Raw genomic sequence first — 22,527 nt, forward strand, 5'->3', positions numbered from 1 at the left:
TTTTAGAATGTAATGTTTAAACTGATGCCGTAAGATCTTGTGGTAGCCAGCTGGCCTGTTTCTAACCAGTTAAGGGATGATGCTCCGGTGGAAAGCTCATCGGGGTTTAATCCTTTGGGTGCTTTTTGCCAGATCATTGCCGGGTTACGTGCAATAAGAGATAAGGTGACTACGTTGAATGGCAAACGGGCAAACTGCTCTTTTGTAAAATTGTATCCAAGGCTTAGCTCCCGGAATTTTATATAGGAAGCATCATAGAGCCACTCTTCATAGATCTGGGTTCCCAAACGATTACGGTAATAAGTGCGGGCGTTTACATAGGCCGTTACTTCCTGTCCGGTAGCCGCTGATATACCGGTAACTTTTACACCGCCACCCTGATCCAGGGGATCACGTACATTTTTACCGTTATCGTTTGTAGCGGCTGTTATCGCAGCCTGGCCAGATTTTACTGCCAGCATTTGCGTCCAGCTGAAGAACTGTCCGCCAGACTGGAAGTCGATCATGGCATTCAACTGAATGTTTTTATAGCGGAATGTATTTTGCCAGCCGCCGTTGAACCTGGGCAGCACGGATCCGAAATTATGGTTTTGCTCATATAAAGGCAGGTTCTGTGCATCTAATAATATCTTGCCGGTAGCGGCATCGCGTTTATACGCATTGCCCACCAATGAACCGAATGCCTGGTTTTCATTCGCAAGCAGGAACATATCAACGCTTGAGTACCGGTTTTGATCCAGTACCAGTGTCGATAAGCCCGTGGCCAGTTTTTTAATCATGCTTTTATTGCGGGCAAAATTGACCACGGATGTCCAGTTGAAATGCGTGGTCTTTACCGGAGCTGCATTAAGCGTTAACTCGATTCCTTGGTTCTGAATAAGCCCGGCATTAATAACCTGGCTGGTGTACCCGCTTCCTCCTGGTATGTCGAGTACTACAACTGCGTCTTTATTTTGCTGGTTGTAATAGGTGAAATTAAACCCAAGTCTGTTTTTAAGGAAGTTCATTTCCAGTCCGGCTTCGTATGCAGTGCCTACTGAAGGCTTCAAATTGGGATTGGAAAGCTGATCCGGTATATACATGGGATAGTAGGTTTTGGGATTTTCAGGATCAGGGATTTTATAGGGAGCACCTAATTCGTAAAACGGTGCCGTTTTATAAATAGGAAGATCTGATCCGGCCTGGGCATAGCTCAACCGCAGTTTCCCAAAGGAAAGTGGTTGCCATTTAACCAGTTCGCTAAACACAAAACTACCCGAAAGCGAAGGATACCAGTATGAATTATTCTTGAGCGGCAAGGCAGAAGAAATATCATTGCGCAATGAAGCATCAATATAATAGGTCTTATCATAACCCAGGGATACGGAGCCAAAGGCACTTCTGATTTCCTTGCGGTTAAGGATGTTCTCCACATAAGGTTTTTCCAGTGAGTTTTGAATGTTGAACCACCCGGGGGTTACAAATCCGCCTGCGGTTGCCTGATACAGGTAAGTGTATCGCTGCGTTAGAATATTGCCACCCAGGTTGGCATTAAAAGATAGTTTGCCAAAGTCTTTGTTATACTGTGCCATGAACTCATAGTTCATTTCGTTGTTCTCATATTTGCCAATAGTAAAATCAGGCAGGTACCGGCCGCCTTCCGCATTGCGGGTATCAATATTCTGAACGTAAGCGTCTTTACGTACAAAGCCACTCACCTGCAAGCCGGGTGCAATGGTATAGGTTAAACCGATATTGCCCCAGTACCGGCTGCGACTGTCGTGCGATGGATTTTCATATGCTTCAAAATAAGGATTGTTCCAGTCGATGGGTTTCATATCTTCATAAATACCTTCATCATTGGGATCGTTAAGGTTCCATTGATAAAAAGTGCCGTCCGGATATTTGTACTGTTTTAATTTTTTCATATCCAGGTTGCGCTCGAACCACTGGTACATATTGCGGGTGCCATTGTAATATCCCTGTGCCGGGCGCTGGCCTTTGTTGTCGGCATAATTAATTCCGGTAGAAAGCATCAGTTTTGAAGTGATGTTCAGGGAACCATTAAAGGCAACGTTGTTCCTTTTTAAATAGGTATTGGGTTCAATTCCTTTTATGTCTGTATGGTTGTACGACAAACGGAACGAGGTGGTAGCGCCGCCTCCTGAAACAGAGATATTATTGTTCCATGTATGCCCGTTTTCGAACCAGTCTTTTATATTATCAGGATGTGGAATAAATGGAGTGGCTTTTCCAAAATCGGGATCGGCGGGATAAAAGCTGTATTGTTGGCGTACCGGGGTGCCATCCATTTTTGGCCCCCAGCTTTCATCCCAGCTGCCGTCTACATATTTTGTATCTACACCGTTGATCTTGATCGTGGGAAAATTCAGACTGGACCCGGCACCATAAAGGTTCTGCAGGGGCAGGAAATTGGCCGCTTTTTCTATAGAGTAGGTGGAACTGAAATTAACAACAGGTTTAATCGTACTCTTGCTTCCTTTTTTTGTAGTGATCATAATTACCCCAAACTGACCCCGCAGGCCATACAGGGCAGATGCTGCCGGACCCTTTAATACATTCACCGTTTCAATATCGTCCGGGTTGATATCCTGAGCCAGGTTTCCATAATCCGGTCCGTTTTTATCACCATAATTTGTGTTCGAGATCGGTGTATTATCTACTACGATCAAAGGTTCGCCGCTGCCAGTAACGGAATTAACACCTCTTATCTGAATTTTTTGAGTGCCGCCCATGCTGGCACCGGAAGAACCCGACACCTGTACTCCGGATATTTTTCCCGCCAGGGCGCCAATGACATTTTGTTGTTTGGTAACGGTAAGGTTTTCCCCGGAAACCGCCTGTGCGGCATAGCCAATCGCCCTTTGTTTTTTGCCAATTCCAAGGGCGGTCACCACTACTTCTTCCATTGTCGCTTTCTTGTCTGTTGTCAGGGTAACCGTAATATCGGTGTTATTGCCAACGGATAGTTTTTGTGAAGCATAATTAACAGAAGAAATTTCGAGCTGCGCGTTGTTGCCGGTTACACGCATCAGAAAGCGTCCTTCATCATTTGTGGTAGTGGCATTATTGGTGCCTGTTTGAACAATGGTGACCCCGGCAACCGGTTCACCGGATTCGTTTTTAACGGAGCCGCTGATCTGTCGTTGTTGGGCATTTAAGAAGAGCGGAAAGAGCATTAAAAGCGAAATCGCCAGAGGTAGGAAAAGCATTCTCTTCATGCAAATTGAGTTTAATTTGGAGTTGTAGGTTTGTTAAATATAAGTTATTTAAACTAAAAATGCGAAAAACAGATAAAGTTTGCAAAAAACTGCAGGTATTGGAGAAATATACTGCTCCATTTAATGTAGCGGTGAATATTTAATAATATAATATGTTTAAATATGCCTTATTTTTTTTAAATTCATATTGGATTCCTGTTATCGATATATATAATAATTGTATTTCATTTATGAGTTGACATGAAATTTCCGGATACATCAAAAATTTACGACCACTTCCCCAAAGAAGTAACGCCGCTGGCAGATCGGCAGGAGTATGAGCGGGTATATGCCCGGCGTAAGCGGTCGGTACGGACGCTGAAGGAAGGATCGATGACACAATGGAAGGAGTTTGTGCAGCTACTTGGAGAAAACCTGTTGCGGTATGAACTGAAGGACCAGACGGAGCTCTTTCATAATAAATTTTGCTATTACCTGGATTGTACTTCAAAAGAAGGACGCGGTTTATTTAAAATACATGTGCTGTTGAGCGTGCTGATGCCCTGGCATAGCATTGTAGTAACGGACTTCCTGGGGTTGAATGGCTCAGCAATGATGGATCACGACCAGTTTTGCCTGAATGATGAAAAACGCCACCGGCAGTACCTGGAGGATATCGGGATGATCGACCAACTGCTGCGGGAATCGTTTCAAACGAAAGCGGTCCTTTTTAGGGAACTCAACAAAGTGCCGGTGCCCGGCGCATACCTGCAAACCAAGAAGGCGAACGTGAATCTGTTCGACCTGGTATTTACCAACTATTTTACCAATTTTTGACAGTCGCGCAATGCAAAATCAAAACGGTTCATTCCCTTCATAAGCAGGGTGGCTGAATTTTTGCTGCTAAGGTTTCGTGTAGCAACTATAATGGTTTAACTTTGTTATAGTTATAAATATTGTTCACTAATAAAAATAAAGAATCATGGCATTTACACTACCAGCCCTTCCTTATGCGCCCGACGCGCTGGAACCGCACATTGACAAGCAAACAATGGAAATTCACCATGGCAAGCATCACCAGGCTTACGTGGATAATCTGAATAAAGCAATTGATGGAACCGAGCATGCCGATAAATCGCTGGAAGAACTGGTGAAAAACGCTGGTGCTATTTCTCCAGCTGTACGCAATAACGGTGGTGGTCACTGGAACCACTCGTTCTTCTGGGAGATCCTGAGCGCTGATGGTGGTGCGCCCTCCGGGAAACTGGCAGACGCGATCAATGAAACATTTGGCTCCCTGGACGGACTGAAAGAAAAAATAAATACCGCCGGTGCTACCCGCTTTGGAAGCGGATGGGCCTGGCTGATCGTAAAAGACGGCAAGCTGGAAGTAACTTCCACGCCCAACCAGGATAATCCCCTGATGGATGTTGCTGAAGTAAAAGGAACACCTATCCTGGGTGTGGATGTTTGGGAACACGCTTATTACCTGAAGTATCAGAACAAACGTCCGGATTATCTGAAAGCATTCTGGAATGTGGTGAACTGGGCAAAGGTTGCAGAACATTATAACAGCGCACTCTAAAAACAATAAAGAAACCGGATATTTTCCGGTTCAAGGTTTTTGCGATGTACGTAAGGGCGGTCTAAAATAACACAGACCGCCTTTATTATGCCCGTTCATTTCACTATTTCAAAAGCCGGATGGCATACACTTTCAGCAAGTCCTGTTCCTGGCTTTTCCCGTCGGGATCCGGCAGGATCTTAACCCCATTGAAAGCTCCCTTGTAATGCGCTATAGAAGCAAGGGGAAGGATATATTGTCTCCGGCCGGGTTGAACATCCACATCCAGGTAATCTTCAAATGCGGAACCGCTAAACCTGCTGAAATAAATACGTGCTTTTTTTACAGAAGCCGGCCACTGCGCATCCACCAGCAGGCGCGAAGCATCCGTTGCCTTCCAGAAAATTAAAGGGCTGATCATTGCCGCATTCCGGTTTAATGTTATTTCAAGACAGCCGCGGATAGGCCAGCCCCGGTCTTTGGTATTTTCGTAATACCATTGCAGCCGGCTGTTGCGGAAATGAAAACCGGGAAGGGCTGTTGGTAATTGCTTACAGGCATAGTTCCGGATGGCGTCCAGTGTACCCACAATCAGCACATAATGATAGTCGTAAGTGATGTTGTGATCCAGTATGTCAATGCTATTGGGAGCAATATAGCCGGTAGAAATATCGTGACTTCCGCCCTTAAATGAGGAGTCGCCATAATATCCGCCGGAGAAGCGTTGCACGCCTTCATTCCAGATACCAAGACCATATCCGTCTTCATTTACACAGGCCGCCCAGTTTTCGGTGGCCTGCCAGGCTGCCCACCGGATGGAAGGGTTTTGAGGCAGGTTGTGGTTTTTAATAATGCTTAGGGTGTCATGCGTATAAGGTTCGGCGCCGGTGTAGGTTACCAGCTGGTGATAAGGCGCATTGGTGTATACGGCAGGGAGCTCCTGTCCGCGGGCGGGATACTGTGTGTGATCCGGCCGTTGGTTGACCATGCGGCTCCGGACCTTTACGGTATTGCCTTCTAACTGTATCCGGCATTCGTAGGTACAGGTACCGGGCACATTATCCAACGGCCAGTGCATGGGGATGCAACGTACATAAAGGCTGTTCCCGGTACGTTTAAATTCCGTGACCCGGGAGCGGTTCCCTGCTACGTCGCCGGACTGGATGGGGTTCCAGCCAATAAAGGTCCAGCCCTTGTGTGGCTTTTTGCCTTCGGGTTCATAGGGTACAGGTCCGCTGTAAAATGACATCTGAATCTGCCGGCCCCAGTCCCAGTTATTGATCATATTGGGTTTCCCTTTTTCACTCAGGTAGGTAATGGCCCCGCCCAGGTTCAGGTCGATGCCCAGTCGTATAATACCATTGTCGATATAACGCATGCCGTTTGCGCTGTCTTTTTGGGCATTGACCAGGTTCGTACAAAATAAAAACAGTAACGGCAGCAGGAGCCGGAAACGGTTGTTACGGAGTATCTCTTTAATGTGGAATGATGCCGGTAAACTTTTGCTCATATTTGGTTTTGATATAAAACAGAGGAGTATAAATGTAGAATAATATTAGTTGCGGGAGTAAGGAAAACGATAATTTTTGATGAGGTTTTTTTTGAAAAGAAGTTGGTGGTGTCAACGTTTTGACCGTATATATAGTAAACCCGATGATACCCTAATGTGCAGGTTACCTTGCGCCATGGATACTTAACGTAGCCTGTATAAGGATGAGTGCTATCATTTTCATACAATGATTCTTTCTGATGTTATAAGCAGGGACCGGCAACAACAGGGATTTGAAAAATTGAGTACAGATCCTTCCCCGGTTCATGGCGTAAATGATCTGAACGGATAGAGCTGTTTTGACAAATAAAAAAGCCGGACGAAATAAATGTATCGTCCGGCTTTTATATAAAACTTCCCTGTATTAAAAATACTTTGTCTTTCCGGGCATTGCAATCGGATAAAAACCATCAGCGTCCGGAACCACGGGCGGTGTGGCGTTGAAGGCATATTCCTTAGGCATGATGTCGATGCCAGAGTTCAATGCTTTGTCCCATTCAATTACCTGGCCGCTATAAGTAGCCATACGCCCGATAATAGCCGTTAGCGTACTCTTGGCACCATATTCGGCATTGGAGAACTTGTGCTCACCTTTGGCAATGGCCTCAAACAGTTCGTCGTGTTCTGTCTGATAAGGATTACGCTCGTTCTTTTTGTCGAACGCATACAGCACTTTTCCCGACCGGTCTTTGATCACGGCCTGGTCGCAAAAAATAGATCCCTTGGTGCCCACCAGCAACTCATCTACCTTGCTCATGGTGCCGGGTATATGGCGGCACTGGCTGTTGAGGATAGAGCCATCTGCATATTGAAATTCTACGTAGTGGTGATCGTAGATCTCTCCGTATTGTTTCCCGGTCCTTACCTGGCGGCCACCCATACCCTGTGCTCTTACCGGGTAGGCATTTTTGAACCAGTTCATTACATCAATATTATGGATGTGCTGCTCGTTAATATGGTCACCGCAAAGCCAGTTAAAATAGTACCAGTTCCGCATCTGGTATTCCATTTCAGTTTGCTGGGGTTCCCGCTGTTTTACCCAAACGCCGGAATTGTTCCACCAAACCTGTCCGGAAATGATCTCACCGATCATATCCTTCCGCTCAAACAATGCGCGGTAGGAGTCCTGGTAACGGCGCTGAAGGCCCACTACCACATTCAGTTTTTTCTGCTTGGCGATTTCTGCAGCATCCAGCACTTTTTTAATACCCGCCGGATCGGTCGCCATGGGTTTTTCAGTAAAGATGTGTTTGCCCTGTCTTACCGCTTCTTCAAAATGAATAGGACGGAATCCCGGAGGGGTGGTAAGGATCACCACATCTGCCAGGGCAATGGCTTTTTTATAAGCATCAAACCCAGTGAATTTATTCGCTTCCGGAACATTGATCTTTTCCGGGCTGATGCCGCTGTCGTCCTTTGAGGTAATGGTTTTGTAGCAGCTATCGATGCGGTCTTTAAATGCATCGGCCATTGCCACCAGTTTTACATTCTGTTTAGTAGATAATGCCTGTGATACAGCGCCGGTACCCCGGCCGCCACAGCCGATCAGGGCTATTTTGATCTCTCCTTTAGCGCCGGAAAAAAAGTTTACATTGCCCATAACGGGTGCGGCAAGCAAACCTCCGGCAATAAGGGAACCGTTTTTTACAAAATCTCTTCTTGTTGTTTTGTGATTCATGATATGGTATTTAATCGCTGGAAATTATAAGATATATGTTGAGAAAAATTTTTCAATTTCTGCAGCACCTGGCTGTTTAACCGGACGTACCAGCCGGAATCCAACAAACGGCGCATCCGCATTCCACCATTTGCTCTTGGGGATCTGCGGATCACGGCGGTTCCAGATCGGATCCGATTCGGTCCGGTTGGCACTGCGCAGTGCAGCTGCATCATCCTTATAATTACCACCTCTTACCATGCGCGGATTTTTGGCATCGGGCAACCGCGTAGGGTTGGTGGCTTCTTTTCCCAGTGTTTTATAATAATCTGCCTGGTATTGATCCAGCACCCATTCGGCTACATTACCGTAGATATCATAAAGCCCCCAGGGATTGGGTTTCTTGAGCCCTATTTTGTGGTATTTATCCTCACTGTTTTTTGCGTACCAGGCGTAATCGTCTAACTGTTTTGCATCAGAACCAAAAAAATAAGGCGTATTGCTGCCGGCACGGGCAGCGTATTCCCATTCTGCCTCTGTAGGTAAGCGGTAAAACACCCCCGTTTTTGTATAAAGCCATTTGCAATACATAATGGCAGCGCGTTGCTGCATGCTGTTGGCCGGAAATCCGCCTTCCTTACCCATACCTAATGTAAGATCAATATAGGGAGTGGTGGGGCGCGTAACGGCGTCGGCATCTACGTTCTGACCAAGACTTTCATCGTACTGGAAAAGGGCATACTCATCAAAGCTCACCTCGTGCGATCCCATGTAAAAGGCATCCAGTTTTACGGTTACCTGGGGCTGCTCATCGGCATCCTTAGGGGTATTGCCGGAAGCGCTTCCCATTTTAAAGGAGCCGGCGGGTATAGGGACCATGGTGAATTTTACGGATGAACCCGGAATGGACTGTTCATATTTTTTCAATTCGGGATCCTTTTTTTCCTGAGCACCCAGTGCGCCTGCACCAGCGCAAAGCAATGCTGCAGCAATCAATTTTTTCATCGTTCCGAAGTTAAGTAAATTTTCAGTTTGACAATTAAATGGGTTCCAAAATAGCACAAAACGAAAATAATTCCTAAATCTTTTTTATAAATATTAAAGTTTCCTATTTTTAGTTCGAAAAAATTTGCCACAATGAACCGAAGAAACTTCGTAAAAAACAATGTATTAACGATGAGCGCCCTGGGGCTGGGAACCAGTTTATGGGCGGGATCAGCGAAAGATGTAAAAGCGGATAAGACCTTTCACCTGGATTATGCTCCCCACGACGGCATGTTTGGGAACAGCGCCGGTAAGGATTTTATCGACCAGATAAAGTATATGTATGATAAGGGATTCCGCTCTATTGAGGATAACGGCATGACCGGAAGGACGCCGCAAATGCAGTCGAAGATAGGAGAAACCCTGGCTAAATTAAATATGCGTATGGGGGTTTTTGTAGTGCCCAAGGGCGGTAACGGCGCCAATACCCTGGCCGCCAATAAAAAAGAGCACCTGGATATCTTCCTGGATGGCTGCCGTCAATCGGTGGAGGCGGCCAAACGGTGTAATGCCAAATGGGTAACCGTGGTGCCGGGCGATTTTCAGCGCGACCTTCCGCTTGAAGTACAGACCGGTAATGTGATTGATGCGTTGCGGAGAGGGGCGGAGATCTTTGAACCGCATGGAATTGTAATGGTGCTGGAGCCACTCAGCGACACGCCGGACCTGTTCCTGCGCACTTCTGCCCAAACCTTTGAAATCTGCCGGGGGGTGAACAGCCCTTCCTGTAAAATTCTTTATGATATTTACCATATGCAGAAAAATGAAGGGAACCTTATCCGGAATATGGGCCTTACCTGGAGTGAGATCGGCTATATCCAGATTGGGGATAACCCCGGAAGAAAGGAACCCACAACCGGAGAGATCAATTATAAGAACGTATTCAAATGGCTTTATGAAAAAGGCTATAAAGGGATCCTGGGCATGGAACACGGCATCTCTCAATCCGGAAAAGCCGGCGAAGACCGCCTGATTGCAGCATACCGGGAATGCGATGCCTTTATGTAAGAAAGAAATAAAAGAACAATCTTAAAAGGGGCAGCCTTACCGGCGCCCTTTTTTATTTTACCGGTTCTCTTAAGATCGTTTTCAGTTTTTCCGGAGCTGTTGTTCTAAAATCGGACAAATAAATTTCATGATGTACCCCGTTGCGGGTAAGATGCTGTTCATTCATAAAACTACTGATCTTTTCCAGGGACTCCGGTTCGGTGGCAAATGGTCCCTTGTGCAGCAATTGTACGCAACGGCCTTCTTCCATATGGAATAATTCAAGAAATTGAACATCGATGAGCTGTTTCTTTACAAGCACTGCCGCCTGGCTTTCCTGTACATCTTGTTTCGTAACAAAATCGGGTAGCCGTATCAGCAGGCGGTACTCCCATTCGCTTCGGGGTACCAGTTGAGAAGCTTCGGCCGCCGATTGTATATGGAACCGGCTTTCGTCGAACCACCAGAGCCCTTCCAGTTTTGAAACCACAAAATCCCGGTTGCGGGCTTTACAGGCAAACTTGAGCGTATATGCGGTGCTATACAAGGCTTCAATATGTTTTTTAAACGTTTCGCCGGAAGGGTCGCCCTTGCCGGTAATAGACAGGAATTGGGCCACCTCAATGGTTACCAGTGCGGGTTCCGGCTTTGCAGTGTAATAGTGTGGGTATTGCTTTGTAAGATCCAGTTTCTCCATGGTTCATATTTTAATGATACAAAGAAAATACAGGGTCGTGACAGCTATATGTCAGCAGAAATAAAACCAATAAAAAAAGGTCACTCCCATTTCAAACAGGAGTGGCCTTCCGCATTGTGCTACAAAAATGATGCGTTCAAATAAATCGTTGCGGCATTGCAACCTTGCGTGAAACAAAACCGTTTTATTCCTTGTTTTTGGAAAGACCTACCCGGTACAATACAAAGGCCATGGTGGCAAAGGCCAGCGTGCCCAATATATAATAACGGCCTTCTCCGAGTGCGGTACTCAGTCCATGTTCGGCATTCACGGCTTTTAAGGCAGCAGCAGGTCCATCGAAGCCGGAAAGAATGGCAATGACCACTCCGGCTACTGCACCACCGGCTACTAGTCCGGTTGCAAAAAGATTGCCTCTTCCCAATTCTTCTTCTTCAGGGTTTGCTGCTTTCCCCGCTTTTTTGTCCACGGCGCCACGGATGAGGCCGCCAATAAAGATGGGCAAGGTGGTAGACAATGGCAGGTATGCTCCCACAGCAAAACTCAGCGATTTAACACCGCAAAGTTCCAGCACAATGGCAATAAATACACCAACCAGTACAAATTGCCAGTCGAGGTTAAAGGACAGGATCCCTCTTGCAAGGGTGGCCATCAGCGTACCCTGTGGGGCGGGATAATACTCCGAACCAATGGCATGCTGGGTTACACCCTTCGCCACCATATCTGCAGTAGGTTTATCAAGGAAGTTCACCGTAAGACCGATCACAATAGAAGAAACGATCACCCCCACGAACAGGGCCAGCTGCTGGTATTTGGGTGTGGCACCCACAATGTAGCCGGTTTTCAGATCCTGCGACGTGGCACCGGCATTAGCGGCGGCAATACAGATCAATCCTCCCACTACCAGGGCCATAGGTTCATAGGCCTTTCCGCTCCAGCCAACGGCAATAAAGATCAGGCAGGTGCCCATCAACGTGGCAATGGTCATACCGCTGATCGGGTTATTGGAAGAACCGATCAAACCTACAATACGGGAAGACACGGTTACAAAGAAGGCACCGAAGATCACCACCAGGATGCCGATCAGTAATTTTTGAAGAATGGTATGGCCGGGTATCTGGGGCAGCAGGGCGATGAGGATCACCAGGCCCAGGCTCCCCAGGGCTACTACTTTCATGCTGAGATCGCGCTCCGTTCTTTTAACCGATGTTTCCGCAGCTGCAGCACCGCCTTTGATAGAACCCAGGCTTCCTTTAAAGGAGGAAACAATGGTGGGAATGGTTTTGATCAGCGTAATAAAACCACCGGCTGCCACCGCTCCGGCCCCGATCTGGCGGATATAGGCATAATACACAGCGGAAGAAAAATCATCAAATGTTTTCGCTACCGGATCCCAGCCGCCCTTACCGCCGGCAGTTCCGATATCGGCCAGGTAACCCAGTTTTACCAGCTGACTGGCAATAAGGTCGGGTGCCACTACGGATGATAGCAATGGAATCAGCACCAGCCAGGCCAGTACGCCACCGGCTACCAGTACGCCCGCGATCTTTGGTCCAATGATATAGCCCACGCCCAGGTATTCCGGGGTGATTTCCCCGCTCACTTTGGCAGAAGGGAAAAATTTATTGGTTTGCTTGGTTACAAATGCAGGAGTCTCTGCAATTACATGTACGATCTTTTGTAATACCGCATACACAAAGGCAAAGCCGAGTCCCCAGAAAGCGGTCTTGGCAAAATTGCCACCCTTTTCCCCTGCTTTTAGTACATCCGCGCAGGCCGTACCTTCCGGGTAGGGCAGGGTTTTGTGCTCGTTTACGATCAATGATTTCCGGAGCGGGATCATCATCAGGGTACCCAATATACCCCCAATAATGGCCAGGGTAAGGATGGTCATATAATTAAAGAAATGTTCGCCGCTGCCATCACTCAGGAATAAAAATCCCGGCAGGGTAAACACCACGCCGGCCGCAATGCTTTCACCTGCAGAACCGGTGGTTTGTATAATATTGTTTTCAAGAATGGTGGTCTTTAAAAATTTCCGGCCCAGGGTGATGGCAATCACCGCAATGGGAATGGAGGCCGATACGGTAAGCCCGGCCTTTAATGCCAGGTAAACGGTGGCCGCACCAAAAATAATCCCGAAGGCAGCACCGGTAAGTACTGACTTTAATGTAAACTCCGCCATGCGCGCGTCGTCCGGCACAAAGGGCTTAAATGAAGATTTTGTTTCCTGCATAGATATACTTAAAAAATGATTGCGGATCTGCTATCGGTTGCTGTGCTGCTTGTTCGTATTATGCTACCCCTTTTTCTTTCATTACCCGGTTCAGCCATTTTAAAATGGCAAAAAGGAACAATGCCGCACCAAAAAGCAATACGAAATTCAACCAAAAGTAGCTTTCTTTATTGGTATACTCATCCCATTTGCTGGAAAGAATCCCACTAAGCTTATTGCCAATGGAGATGGCCAGGAACCAGCCGCCCATCATCAGGGAGGTAATACGCACCGGGCTTAATTTAGATACCAGCGACAATCCCATCGGGCTTAAGAACAGTTCGCCGATGGTAATAATGCCATAACTGCCCACCAGCCACCAAATGCTTACTTTTTCGGCGCCATTGTTACCGGCTTTTACGGCAAAGACCATCACCAGTACCGACATAGCCGATACCAACAGGCCCAGCGCTATTTTGGAGGGGGTGGAGGGCTCTTTCCCTTTCCAGCGAAGCCAGGTAAAAAAGGCTACCAGCAGGGGCGTGAGTACGATCACCCAGAAGGGATTGATGGATTGCGACAGGGAAGGAGCCCAGGCTTTCACCTGGTCGCCGTCTTTAAGCGGAGTTTCCGCCAGGTTCATGTTTTTGAAATAAGAAGGATAATCCAGTCCCTTTACCTCCTTGCCGTTCTCTTTTAGCTTCCGGAACTGGTTATCGAGCAGGGTAACTGAATCCTTTTTATAGGAAATAGTTTCAGTCAGTTTTAATGCGCTCAGGACCTTTCCTTTTGTGCCTTCCACATGCCGCTCTGTATACCGGCTGGCCCAGGTATTGAGCGCGGAGCCATTCTGCTTGAAGATGGCCCAGAATAAGATCACTACTGCAAAGATCGAAAGCAGTGCCGCCATGGGGCGCCGTTCTTCTTTGGGGCTCCGGAGCAGGAGGGCAATAAAGAAGATGGCCACCGGGAAGCAGGCAAAGATGAACGCATCCGTACTGCTGCTGTCAAAAATAGCCCCATCGGCACCCTTTATCAGGTAACCGATTACGCCAAAGACCAGGGCGGGTAATACAACCAGTCCGAATATTTTGGACATAGACATATCGCCTTCTTTCAGGGGCTTCCGGGTATCAAATGATTTATAGTGGCGCATACCAATTACGAAGATGATTACACCTAGGAACATGCCCACACCGGCAGCAATAAAGGCCGCCCCCCAGCCAATGGTAGTATAAAGTGCGGCTCCGAAAAAGTTACAGATAAAGGCCCCGATATTGATCCCCATATAAAAGATATTGTATCCTTCATCCTTTTTATCCTGGTATTGGGGGGTAGAATATACGTTGCCCAGCAGGGTGGAGATATTCGGTTTAAAAAAGCCGTTACCAATAATGATCAGGGTCATGGCCAGGTACAACATAGGTATTGAGCGCACACTCATCAGGCAATAACCCACGCCCATCAGCAAGCCGCCCAGGATGATAGCATTGCAGTAACCCATTTTACGGTCGGCCAGTAATCCTCCCAGGAACGGCGTAAAATAGATCAGCGCGATAAAGGTACCATAAAGGGAGGCGGACTCTTTTTCATCCATGCCAAAACCGCCGGTGGCGTCTTTCAGGTAAAATGTAAAAATACCCAGTAACAGATAGAAGCCAAAGCGCTCCCACATCTCACTAAAAAATAAAAAAGGCAGCGCCCGGGGATGTCTTTTCCACATGACCAATTTGTTTCAGGGGCGAAAGATAACAAATGATCGTTTATAAAATAAAAAATCACGCAATGTTCTTGATTGCATGATTTTAGAATGAATTACCCGTATACAGTTATACGCTTCCTGTTTTTTCCTTTACGACCTGTGCAATGCGCTTGCTTAAAATAAAAATGATGATCCCGGCAATCAACGCTGCTATAACAAGTATCAGGAAGTAATTGCTTTTATTTTCAAAGCTGTCCCAGAAAGTAGCCATCAGTCCGGCTACTTTCCCGCTCATGGAAGTTATGATAAACCAGCCGCCCATCATCAGGGAGGTAAGGCGGGCGGGGGCCAGTTTGGAAACCATGGATAACCCCACGGGACTTACAAATAGTTCCCCGATCGTGAAGATGGCGTAAGTACCTACAACCCACCAGCCGGAGGTTTTGTCGTGATAAATATTGGTGCTCATCGCGGCTGCCACCATCAACAGCGCCGATAGCCCCGCAATCCAGGTGCCCAAACCGGCTTTTACCGGGGTATTGATGGGGCGCTTTTTCCGGGCCAGCCACCCCAGCAGGCCAATGACCAGCGGGGTAAAGATGACTATGAAGAACGGGTTGATCGATTGAAAAATTTCTGTGGAAAGCAGGTTCATTTTACCAGATGGCGGCCATTGATCTTTGGGAAGGTTGTTAAAATAAAGATCGGGCCCTGTGGTGGTCAGTGCATTCCCTTTGTCGTCTGATTGTGTGCGAAGAAGGCTGTCCACTTTTGCTACCTCATGCGGAGTTGTGGTTACCGTTTCCAGCATTCCAAAGGGTTTTGTTATGTTCTCCATAGATTGTGGCATTTCGCGCGCCGTATATTGATCGGCCCAGATGGTAAGCCCGGTACTGTTCTGGTTATAAATGACCCAAAATACAAAGGCACCAATAAAAAAGGTAAACAGAGCGCCCAGCCCTTTTTTATCTTCTTTTGCCGCCTTGGTATACAGGCTAATGAAAAAGATAATAATAGGAATACAGGCAAACATAAAGGCATCATTGGATTGTGATCCAAAAAGCGTATGCCCCAACATATCTTTTATGAACCAGCCAATCACTGCGGTGATGATCGCGGGCAGAAATACCTGTAAAAAGATCCGGCTCATCGGAATATCGCCTTTCTCCATCGGTTTTTTAATATCACCTTCTTTTACATGCTTTAATCCTGAAATAAACCAGATCACAGAAATGGTCATTCCAACCCCGGCCGCTGCAAAAGCAAATCCCCATCCGTAATAGTTGCGCATATAGGCGGCCACAAAATTGCAGATAAAAGCGCCGATATTCACCCCCATATAGAAAATGTTATAGGCAACGTCCTTTTTGGGTTTCAGGTCTTCCCGGTTATAAATATTACCCAGTAACGTACTGATATTAGGTTTAAAAAAACCGTTGCCAATCATTAACAACGGTAGTGAAATATATAAAGCCTTATCCCCCGGAATGGCCAGGCAAAAATAGCCCGCTGCTAAAAGGATTCCCCCCAGGATGATGGCTTTCCGGTACCCCAGGTACCGGTCGGCAATAAGTCCCCCGATGAACGGTGTTAAATACACCATGGCAATATAGGTCCCTACAAGATCTGCCGCTTTTTGCGGAGTAAATCCGATGCCGCCATTAACTGTGCTATCTTTTAAATACAAAAGAAAGATGCCAACCATCAGGTAGAATCCAAAACGTTCCCATAGCTCAGTAAAAAATAATACATACAGTGCTCGTGGGTGCCGGGATTTTTTGCCAATATTTTCCATATAACAAATGTTTGTATAAATTTCGCCGGGCAAAATACATAAAAATGATGAACCACCTTTTTTTTTCATTTTATAGCTATCTTGCCGCCCTTAATATTGATCAAAAGCAAAAAAATGAAAATACTGGTCTTAGGAAGCGGGGGGCGGGAACATGCCTTAGCCTGGAATATGAAGCAGCGGGGCAATCATGAGTTGTTTATTGCTCCGGGAAATCCGGGAACGGCTGCGCTGGGAACCAATGTAAACCTGGGTGTGAATGATTTTGCGGGGATTGGTGCATTTTGCGGGGAAAAGGGCATTGAAATGGTGGTGGTTGGACCGGAAGAGCCCCTGGTGAAAGGGATCCGGGATTTTTTCCTGGCGGATGAGGCCCTGAAAACCATACCGTTGATCGGACCATCGCAGTTTGGCGCACAGCTGGAAGGCAGTAAGGCGTTTGCAAAGGCATTTATGGAACGGCAGCAGATCCCCACAGCGGCGTATAAAGAATTTACCGAAGCAAATTTTGAAGAAGGCGTGCGGTACCTGCAGGCACATGCGTTGCCGGTGGTTTTGAAGGCGGATGGATTGGCGGCAGGAAAAGGAGTGGTGATCTGTCAGACCAATGAACAGGCGGTGGCGGAGTTTGAAGCCATGATCCAGGAGGCAAAATTTGGTGAGGCCGGCCGTAAAGTAGTGGTAGAGGAATTTTTATCGGGGATTGAAATGAGTGTGTTTCTGGTAACCGACGGAAAGGAATATGTGGTGCTGCCGCAGGCGAAGGATTATAAACGTATTGGCGAAAAGGACTCGGGGTTGAATACTGGGGGAATGGGCGCTGTAAGCCCCGTGCCGTTTGCCGATACTGCATTTATGCAAAAAGTAACGGATCGGATTATTAAACCTACAGTTGATGGGTTAGCAAAAGAAAAGATCGATTATACTGGTTTTGTGTTTATCGGGCTGATCAAAGTGGGTGATGATCCGTTTGTGATCGAGTATAACTGCCGCATGGGCGATCCCGAAACAGAAGTGGTGATGCCCCGGTTGAAAAATGATATTGCGGCGGTGTGCAAGGCTGCCGCCGAACACCGGCTTGCTGAAGTTACGATTGAGGAAGATCCGCGCACCGCTGTAACCGTAATGGCGGTGAGCGGGGGCTACCCGGGCGACTATGAAAAAGGATTTAAAATAACCGGCCTCAACCAGCCACTGAATGATGCCATCCTGTTTCAGGCGGGTACGAAGGATGTGGATGGTCAGGTAGTAAGCAGCGGCGGACGGGTGCTTTGTGCAACGGCATTTGGTGCTACGGTTGCGGAAGCGGTTGATCGTTCAAAATCGATCCTGGAGCAGATCCGTTTTGATGGTATGTATTATCGCCGCGATATCGGATACGAGTTCGTATAATGCAGTATTGAAGCGGAATTCAGAGGATTTAGGTATAAATTTAAAAATATAGTAACCATGAAAATTGAAAATCATATTTTCAATTTTCATGGTTACATTTTAGGCAATTCCTGTTCTAAAAAATGCTTTAAACCACAATGGATACTAGCCTGCTTGCCGGGGTAAGCTTCTCCATAAGGCGCAATAACAAAACGTTTTGCAGGGTTTAATGTATCAATACTTTCATAAAAACCGCGTGAGGGTTGGGCGCTGGCACTTACTTTAATTTCAATGGCTGCATAGGGTTTATTCTTTTTTACGAGCAGCAGATCCAGTTCTGCCCCGTTATGTGTGCGGTAAAAGAACGGCGACAGCGCAGGAGGTAGCACTTGTATGATCTGCTCAATAGCATACCCTTCCCAGGAGGCACCAATCAACACATTTCCTCTTAGTTCATCCATAGTATGGATCTGTGCCAGCCGGTGCAGGAGGCCACTGTCACGGATATACACTTTCGGAGATTTTACCAGCCGTTTATTCACGTTTGCAAACCAGGGTTGTAATCTCCTTACAAGATAGGCGCCCTCGAGGTAATCCAGATAGCGATGTACGGTAGGGTTGGTTACACCCAATGCCCGGGCAAAGTTTTCCGCATTTAGCACGCCGCTGTTATTGTACGCCAGCATCTGCCAAAAATTACGCACCAGGGTTGTGCTCAGCGTTACATGAAAAAATTGATTCAGGTCCCGTTCTATATAGCTTTTTATAAAATGATCGAGCCAGTTGCAGGATTGCGCCTCTGTTTTAGCCGTTAAGGCGCCGGGAAAGCCACCCCGGAACCAATGTCGTTGCAATGAGATGCTGGCTGGCAGTTCAGAAAAACCGATTGGAGGCAGTTCGGTATAGGCAATACGGCCGGCCAGTGATTCTGATACACCCTTAATTAAGGCTGGTGAAGCAGATCCGGTGAGCAGGTAACGGCCGGCTTTTCGTTTTTCATCAATAAGAGGGCGCAGGGTACTGAAGAGCGCGGGCAGGTATTGCACTTCATCCAGAACTACCAGTTTATTGCTATGGAACCGGAGATAAGTTTCGGCATCGTTCAGCTTCAACTGGTCGGAGGGCTTCTCAATATCCAGGTAAATGCATTCTTTACCGGTATGCCTGGCAATGCGTTTTGCCAGGGTGGTTTTCCCTACCTGCCGGGGTCCCAAGATGGCTACCGCCGGAAACTGTTTGAGCAGCTTGAGAATCTCTGTCTCCAGTTTTCTTTGTATCATACCACAAATATAACCATGAAATTTGAAAATCTTATTTTAAGATTTCATGGTTGTAGTTTTTCGTTAATTTTACTATTGTTAATGTTACCAACAAAAAATAGTAGGGCTGAAGGTGTGTAAGGCTACCGTTGGATACCGGCTTTCTGAAATCCTGTTTCGGGGAGTTGTGAAGGAGGCTAATGGATAAGTAACAGCAATTAGTCGGCGGGTGCTTGCCAGGTAGCATTGAGTGCTACTGTAATGGAAGCGGTTGACGGCTCAAAAGGGCTCCTGGAGCAAATCCATTTCGCGGATCGTATTACCGCCCTGATGCCGGGTATGAGTTTGTATAGGACCTACCGGATTTTTGCTAAATTCATGGCATGAAAAACGGTAAGATTAATTGTTTAATGAACCTGTGGCTGCTGCTGTTATTGTTGGTTTTTGCAAAAAGCATCAGCTCCCAGGAACTGACGGATAAGGCAGCCTTATTAAAGGACGTTGGTACATTTTATTTGTACGCAGATACTGTTCCCGCAATTGTAACCTACCCCATAGGATATGATGCCCAGGTGATCGCTTCAGGAAATATAGCTCAAGGCACAGATCCTCCTATATATGCGCCGGTGATTATCACCGGCAGGCTGGGAAAGGGAAAGATACTGGTTATTGGCAATGCCCATTTTCTTAGTAAAACGGTTGTAAGCCGGCCGGACGTTCATCAATTCTGGAAGAATGTATTTCATTGGGCACCTGGCCAGAGGATGGCCATTGGCTTTAGCAAAAAAAAACTGGGAGAATTAAACCGGATTGCCGGTCAGCAGCATTTGATCATCCGGCATATAACGGGAAACCGCATTCCTCCCGGAGTGAGAACATTATTCTTAAACGATATACCGGAGATCCCGGGCGGTCAGGAAATGATCAGTGATTTTATAAAGAATGGGGGAGCCTTGATTTATCTTTCTTCGGCATGGGAGGTCCTTAAAAAAAATGGTTATCATTTGGACCGCATTCCCGGCAACCAGTTACTAACGAAGGCCGGCCTGTTTCATTTTGGGGATATTGTTTCAGGAGCTCCCGACGATACCCTGTATACCGGCCCGGCACCGGATTATCTAAAACCGCAGAAGATCATTCCGAATATCCGCAATTATCAGTACATCCCTTTGTTTTACGATAAAGGTACTGGCAGGATACCGCTGAGCATACTAAAACTTATTTATTACTGGCGCGATTCAAGTACTGCAATCCGAAAGGACCTGGTACAATCCGTTTCGGGCCATGAGTTCGATAGTATCGGTTTTCCTGGCTTGAAACAGCCGTTATATACAGCCTATTGGCCCGATGTTTTTCGTCTTTTTCTGCGGGTGGCAGAAGATGAACGCAAGGCGGGGTTGGATCCGCATCACAGGTCTGCGAATAACAAGGAGTTCCCCGGGATTGTTCCCGACCATGTGTCCCGGGTTACAGAGCGCATTGAAATAGTCTACTCCAACCGGTGGAGTGGATTGCCGGAGCCCGATACCAGTTTTAAACGATGGCACAGTACGGGATTGTATGTGGCACCGGGAGATCTTGTTGAAGTAGTGCTGGATCGGCCGGTGGATACATCGCGGCATATCGAAGCCCGGATCGGCATACATGAAGATGATGTTACCAATGCGGAAACCTATTTACGAAACCCGTTTGACCTGGTTAAAAGCTTCAATCTGGATAGGGATACCGTGCGCATTCACTCGCTGTACGGAGGGCTGCTGTATTTTAATATACCGGTAACAGATAGTGCCAATTCCTTTAAAGCCGCCGTTACTGGAGCGGTGCATGCTCCTTACTTTCAATTGGGAAAGACCTCTAATAAGGAATGGGTGACGCAGGTAAAAAATTATGAAGCGCCATGGGCGGAGCTGGCAAGTAATAAGATCATCCTCACCGTTCCCTCAGACAGCATTCGGAATCTTCAAGATCCGGAAAAGCTAATGCGATTCTGGGATGCGGTCATGGATGCTAATGCCGACCTGGCGCAGATCCCGAGGGATCGCTGGCATCCGGAACGGATTATTATTGACAACAATGTGGCGTACGGGTATATGTATACTACTGCATCAAAAATTGTAGCGCCCAACGACAGAAGTCTCTCCATGCTTTTGAATGAACGTTATCTGCGGGATTCCGGGTCTTGGGGGCATTTTCATGAAATCGGCCACCGGCACCAGTTCTTCGGGATCGATTTTGATGAGCTGGGGGAAGTGACCGTGAATTTGTATACACTTTATGCTTACAGAACGGTCCTGGGAAAAGACATCTATCAGTCCCGGGATGGTGCCACAAGAGACAGTATTCATAAACTGATAAGGGATTATATTCACAATCCCGATTATTCCAGATGGCGGAATGATCCGTTCCTGCAGCTCTATACCTTGTTTTATCCCATTATTGATGCCTATGGCTGGGATGCCATAAAACAAATGAACCGATCCTCCAGAAAGATCTATGAAGAAAAATACAAGGGTACCAATATAAGCTTTAAACGGGCTGCAGATAACAATGAAAGAAGAAATGCTTATTTCGTTTTGTTATCAAAAGCTATTGGGGTAAATTTAAGCAGCTACTTTGACAAATTGAAAATACCGGTTTCTGATGATGCAAAGAAACAGGTTGCCGGCCTTCCTGTGTGGATGCCGGATCTGTTTAAATAGTACCGGGTAGCAGGCTACATATCCATAAAAAACTGAACCCAGGGGGAGGTGAGCCCAAAACCTTTGAGCAGCTTGGAAGAGGTTGCATTAAATTCCTTATTATTAACAACGGTACTTTTTCCAGGCTCAGGAAGCTTCCATTTGTCAACAGCGGTATCAAAACCGGTTACATTAGTGGCAAAAATAGAAATATGCTGATGAGGGATCGCGATGCCAAGGATCATGCCGGGCAGCCCGTTATACGCTTCGGGACCACCTTTGGTAAGGATTTCATCCGTATAAAACGCCACCACATAAATGGAATCAAAGAATAACGCATTGGCCCGGTGGCACTGGTATCCGGCGATCTCCCGGGTTTCGTCCGTGAGCTTCCATTTGATATTTTTTACGGAGTCTTTGATGAAAAAGTTTTTATCGAAGATGATTTTCTCTGAAACAGACTGGCCCAGTTGAAAATTGCTGTATACCTTGTTTTTATAAGCAGCCGGAATTTGAAAGGTTTGCGAAAATCCGATGTCTTTATTTACCGGCTCATAGAGGCTATGGTCCCTGTCAAAAAACAACTGGAAACTATCCGTCCAGAACTGGGGTGCGTTCTGCCGGTATTTTTGCATGAAACCGGCTAATTGATCTTCCGGAACCTGCTTGGTTTCTGACAGGAAAATTTTCATTGCAGCAAACGTGTTCACCTTACGCTCAAAGGTTATTTTGCCACTTTCCATAAACACGGCATGCTGTGCGTACAGGGTTGCTGCGCAACACACCATCGTAACTAACAGGAATAAATTTTTCAT

The 22,527-nt window shown here is 46.7% G+C and carries 15 protein-coding genes; 5 read left to right on the forward strand and 10 right to left on the reverse strand.

Going from position 1 to position 22,527, the window contains the following annotated elements; all coding sequences use genetic code 11:
* Nucleotides 1-2: 2 nt before the first annotated feature.
* Nucleotides 3-3,221, reverse strand: coding sequence for a SusC/RagA family TonB-linked outer membrane protein (locus Q1V85_RS21575; RefSeq protein ID WP_300603106.1), 3,219 nt, complete (start codon nt 3,219-3,221; stop codon nt 3-5).
* A 240-nt stretch (nt 3,222-3,461) separates the two neighbouring features.
* Between Q1V85_RS21575 and Q1V85_RS21580 the strand changes: the two genes are divergently transcribed.
* Together Q1V85_RS21580 and Q1V85_RS21585 are read left to right on the forward strand one after the other, a co-directional pair.
* Entirely contained in the window at nt 3,462-4,037 is a 576-nt protein-coding gene (locus Q1V85_RS21580; protein WP_300603108.1) for a hypothetical protein, read from the forward strand.
* Nucleotides 4,038-4,182: 145 nt separating this feature from the next.
* Nucleotides 4,183-4,785: a superoxide dismutase gene (locus Q1V85_RS21585; RefSeq protein ID WP_300603110.1), complete on the forward strand. Its 603-nt coding sequence runs from the start codon at nt 4,183-4,185 to the stop codon at nt 4,783-4,785.
* Between the two features lie 103 nt (nt 4,786-4,888).
* Here the strand turns inward: Q1V85_RS21585 and Q1V85_RS21590 are convergent, their stop codons facing one another.
* The 3 genes from Q1V85_RS21590 to Q1V85_RS21600 form a co-directional block, all read right to left on the reverse strand.
* Nucleotides 4,889-6,274, reverse strand: coding sequence for a hypothetical protein (locus Q1V85_RS21590; RefSeq protein WP_300603112.1), 1,386 nt, complete (start codon nt 6,272-6,274; stop codon nt 4,889-4,891).
* A gap of 403 nt (nt 6,275-6,677) precedes the next feature.
* Nucleotides 6,678-7,991, reverse strand: coding sequence for a Gfo/Idh/MocA family oxidoreductase (locus Q1V85_RS21595; protein WP_300603114.1), 1,314 nt, complete (start codon nt 7,989-7,991; stop codon nt 6,678-6,680).
* A gap of 24 nt (nt 7,992-8,015) precedes the next feature.
* Nucleotides 8,016-8,975 (reverse strand): SUMF1/EgtB/PvdO family nonheme iron enzyme, encoded by a 960-nt coding sequence (locus Q1V85_RS21600; RefSeq protein WP_300603116.1) that lies wholly within the window; start codon nt 8,973-8,975, stop codon nt 8,016-8,018.
* A 132-nt stretch (nt 8,976-9,107) separates the two neighbouring features.
* On the opposite strand from Q1V85_RS21600, the gene Q1V85_RS21605 reads away from it, so the two are divergent.
* Nucleotides 9,108-10,022 carry a TIM barrel protein gene (locus Q1V85_RS21605; RefSeq protein ID WP_300603118.1) on the forward strand — a complete coding sequence of 305 codons (915 nt, stop codon included), beginning with the start codon at nt 9,108-9,110 and terminating at the stop codon, nt 10,020-10,022.
* 52 nt (nt 10,023-10,074) lie between these two features.
* Here the strand turns inward: Q1V85_RS21605 and Q1V85_RS21610 are convergent, their stop codons facing one another.
* From Q1V85_RS21610 to Q1V85_RS21625, 4 genes are all read right to left on the reverse strand, one after another.
* Nucleotides 10,075-10,698, reverse strand: coding sequence for a GyrI-like domain-containing protein (locus tag Q1V85_RS21610; RefSeq protein ID WP_300603120.1), 624 nt, complete (start codon nt 10,696-10,698; stop codon nt 10,075-10,077).
* Nucleotides 10,699-10,882: 184 nt separating this feature from the next.
* Nucleotides 10,883-12,931, reverse strand: a complete 2,049-nt coding sequence (locus Q1V85_RS21615) for an OPT/YSL family transporter (protein ID WP_300603122.1) — start codon at nt 12,929-12,931, stop codon at nt 10,883-10,885.
* Between the two features lie 58 nt (nt 12,932-12,989).
* Complete coding sequence (locus Q1V85_RS21620; RefSeq protein ID WP_300603124.1) at nt 12,990-14,633, reverse strand: peptide MFS transporter; 1,644 nt, start codon at nt 14,631-14,633, stop codon at nt 12,990-12,992.
* Nucleotides 14,634-14,739: 106 nt separating this feature from the next.
* On the reverse strand, nt 14,740-16,407 hold the full coding sequence (locus Q1V85_RS21625; RefSeq protein ID WP_300603126.1) for a peptide MFS transporter: 1,668 nt from the start codon (nt 16,405-16,407) through the stop codon (nt 14,740-14,742).
* A gap of 114 nt (nt 16,408-16,521) precedes the next feature.
* On the opposite strand from Q1V85_RS21625, the gene purD reads away from it, so the two are divergent.
* Nucleotides 16,522-17,796: a phosphoribosylamine--glycine ligase gene (gene purD, locus Q1V85_RS21630; RefSeq protein ID WP_300603128.1), complete on the forward strand. Its 1,275-nt coding sequence runs from the start codon at nt 16,522-16,524 to the stop codon at nt 17,794-17,796.
* A gap of 92 nt (nt 17,797-17,888) precedes the next feature.
* Here purD and Q1V85_RS21635 read toward each other — a convergent pair whose 3' ends face one another.
* Nucleotides 17,889-19,055, reverse strand: a complete 1,167-nt coding sequence (locus tag Q1V85_RS21635; RefSeq protein ID WP_300603131.1) for an ATP-binding protein — start codon at nt 19,053-19,055, stop codon at nt 17,889-17,891.
* A 362-nt stretch (nt 19,056-19,417) separates the two neighbouring features.
* On the opposite strand from Q1V85_RS21635, the gene Q1V85_RS21640 reads away from it, so the two are divergent.
* On the forward strand, nt 19,418-21,733 hold the full coding sequence (locus Q1V85_RS21640) for a M60 family metallopeptidase (protein WP_300603134.1): 2,316 nt from the start codon (nt 19,418-19,420) through the stop codon (nt 21,731-21,733).
* A 14-nt stretch (nt 21,734-21,747) separates the two neighbouring features.
* Here the strand turns inward: Q1V85_RS21640 and Q1V85_RS21645 are convergent, their stop codons facing one another.
* A complete protein-coding gene (locus tag Q1V85_RS21645) occupies nt 21,748-22,527 on the reverse strand; it encodes a GLPGLI family protein (RefSeq protein ID WP_300603136.1) in 780 nt (259 codons plus the stop codon).

Source organism: Niabella sp., from assembly GCF_030150205.1.
In the GTDB taxonomy this organism is placed as follows: Bacteria; Bacteroidota; Bacteroidia; order Chitinophagales; family Chitinophagaceae; genus Niabella.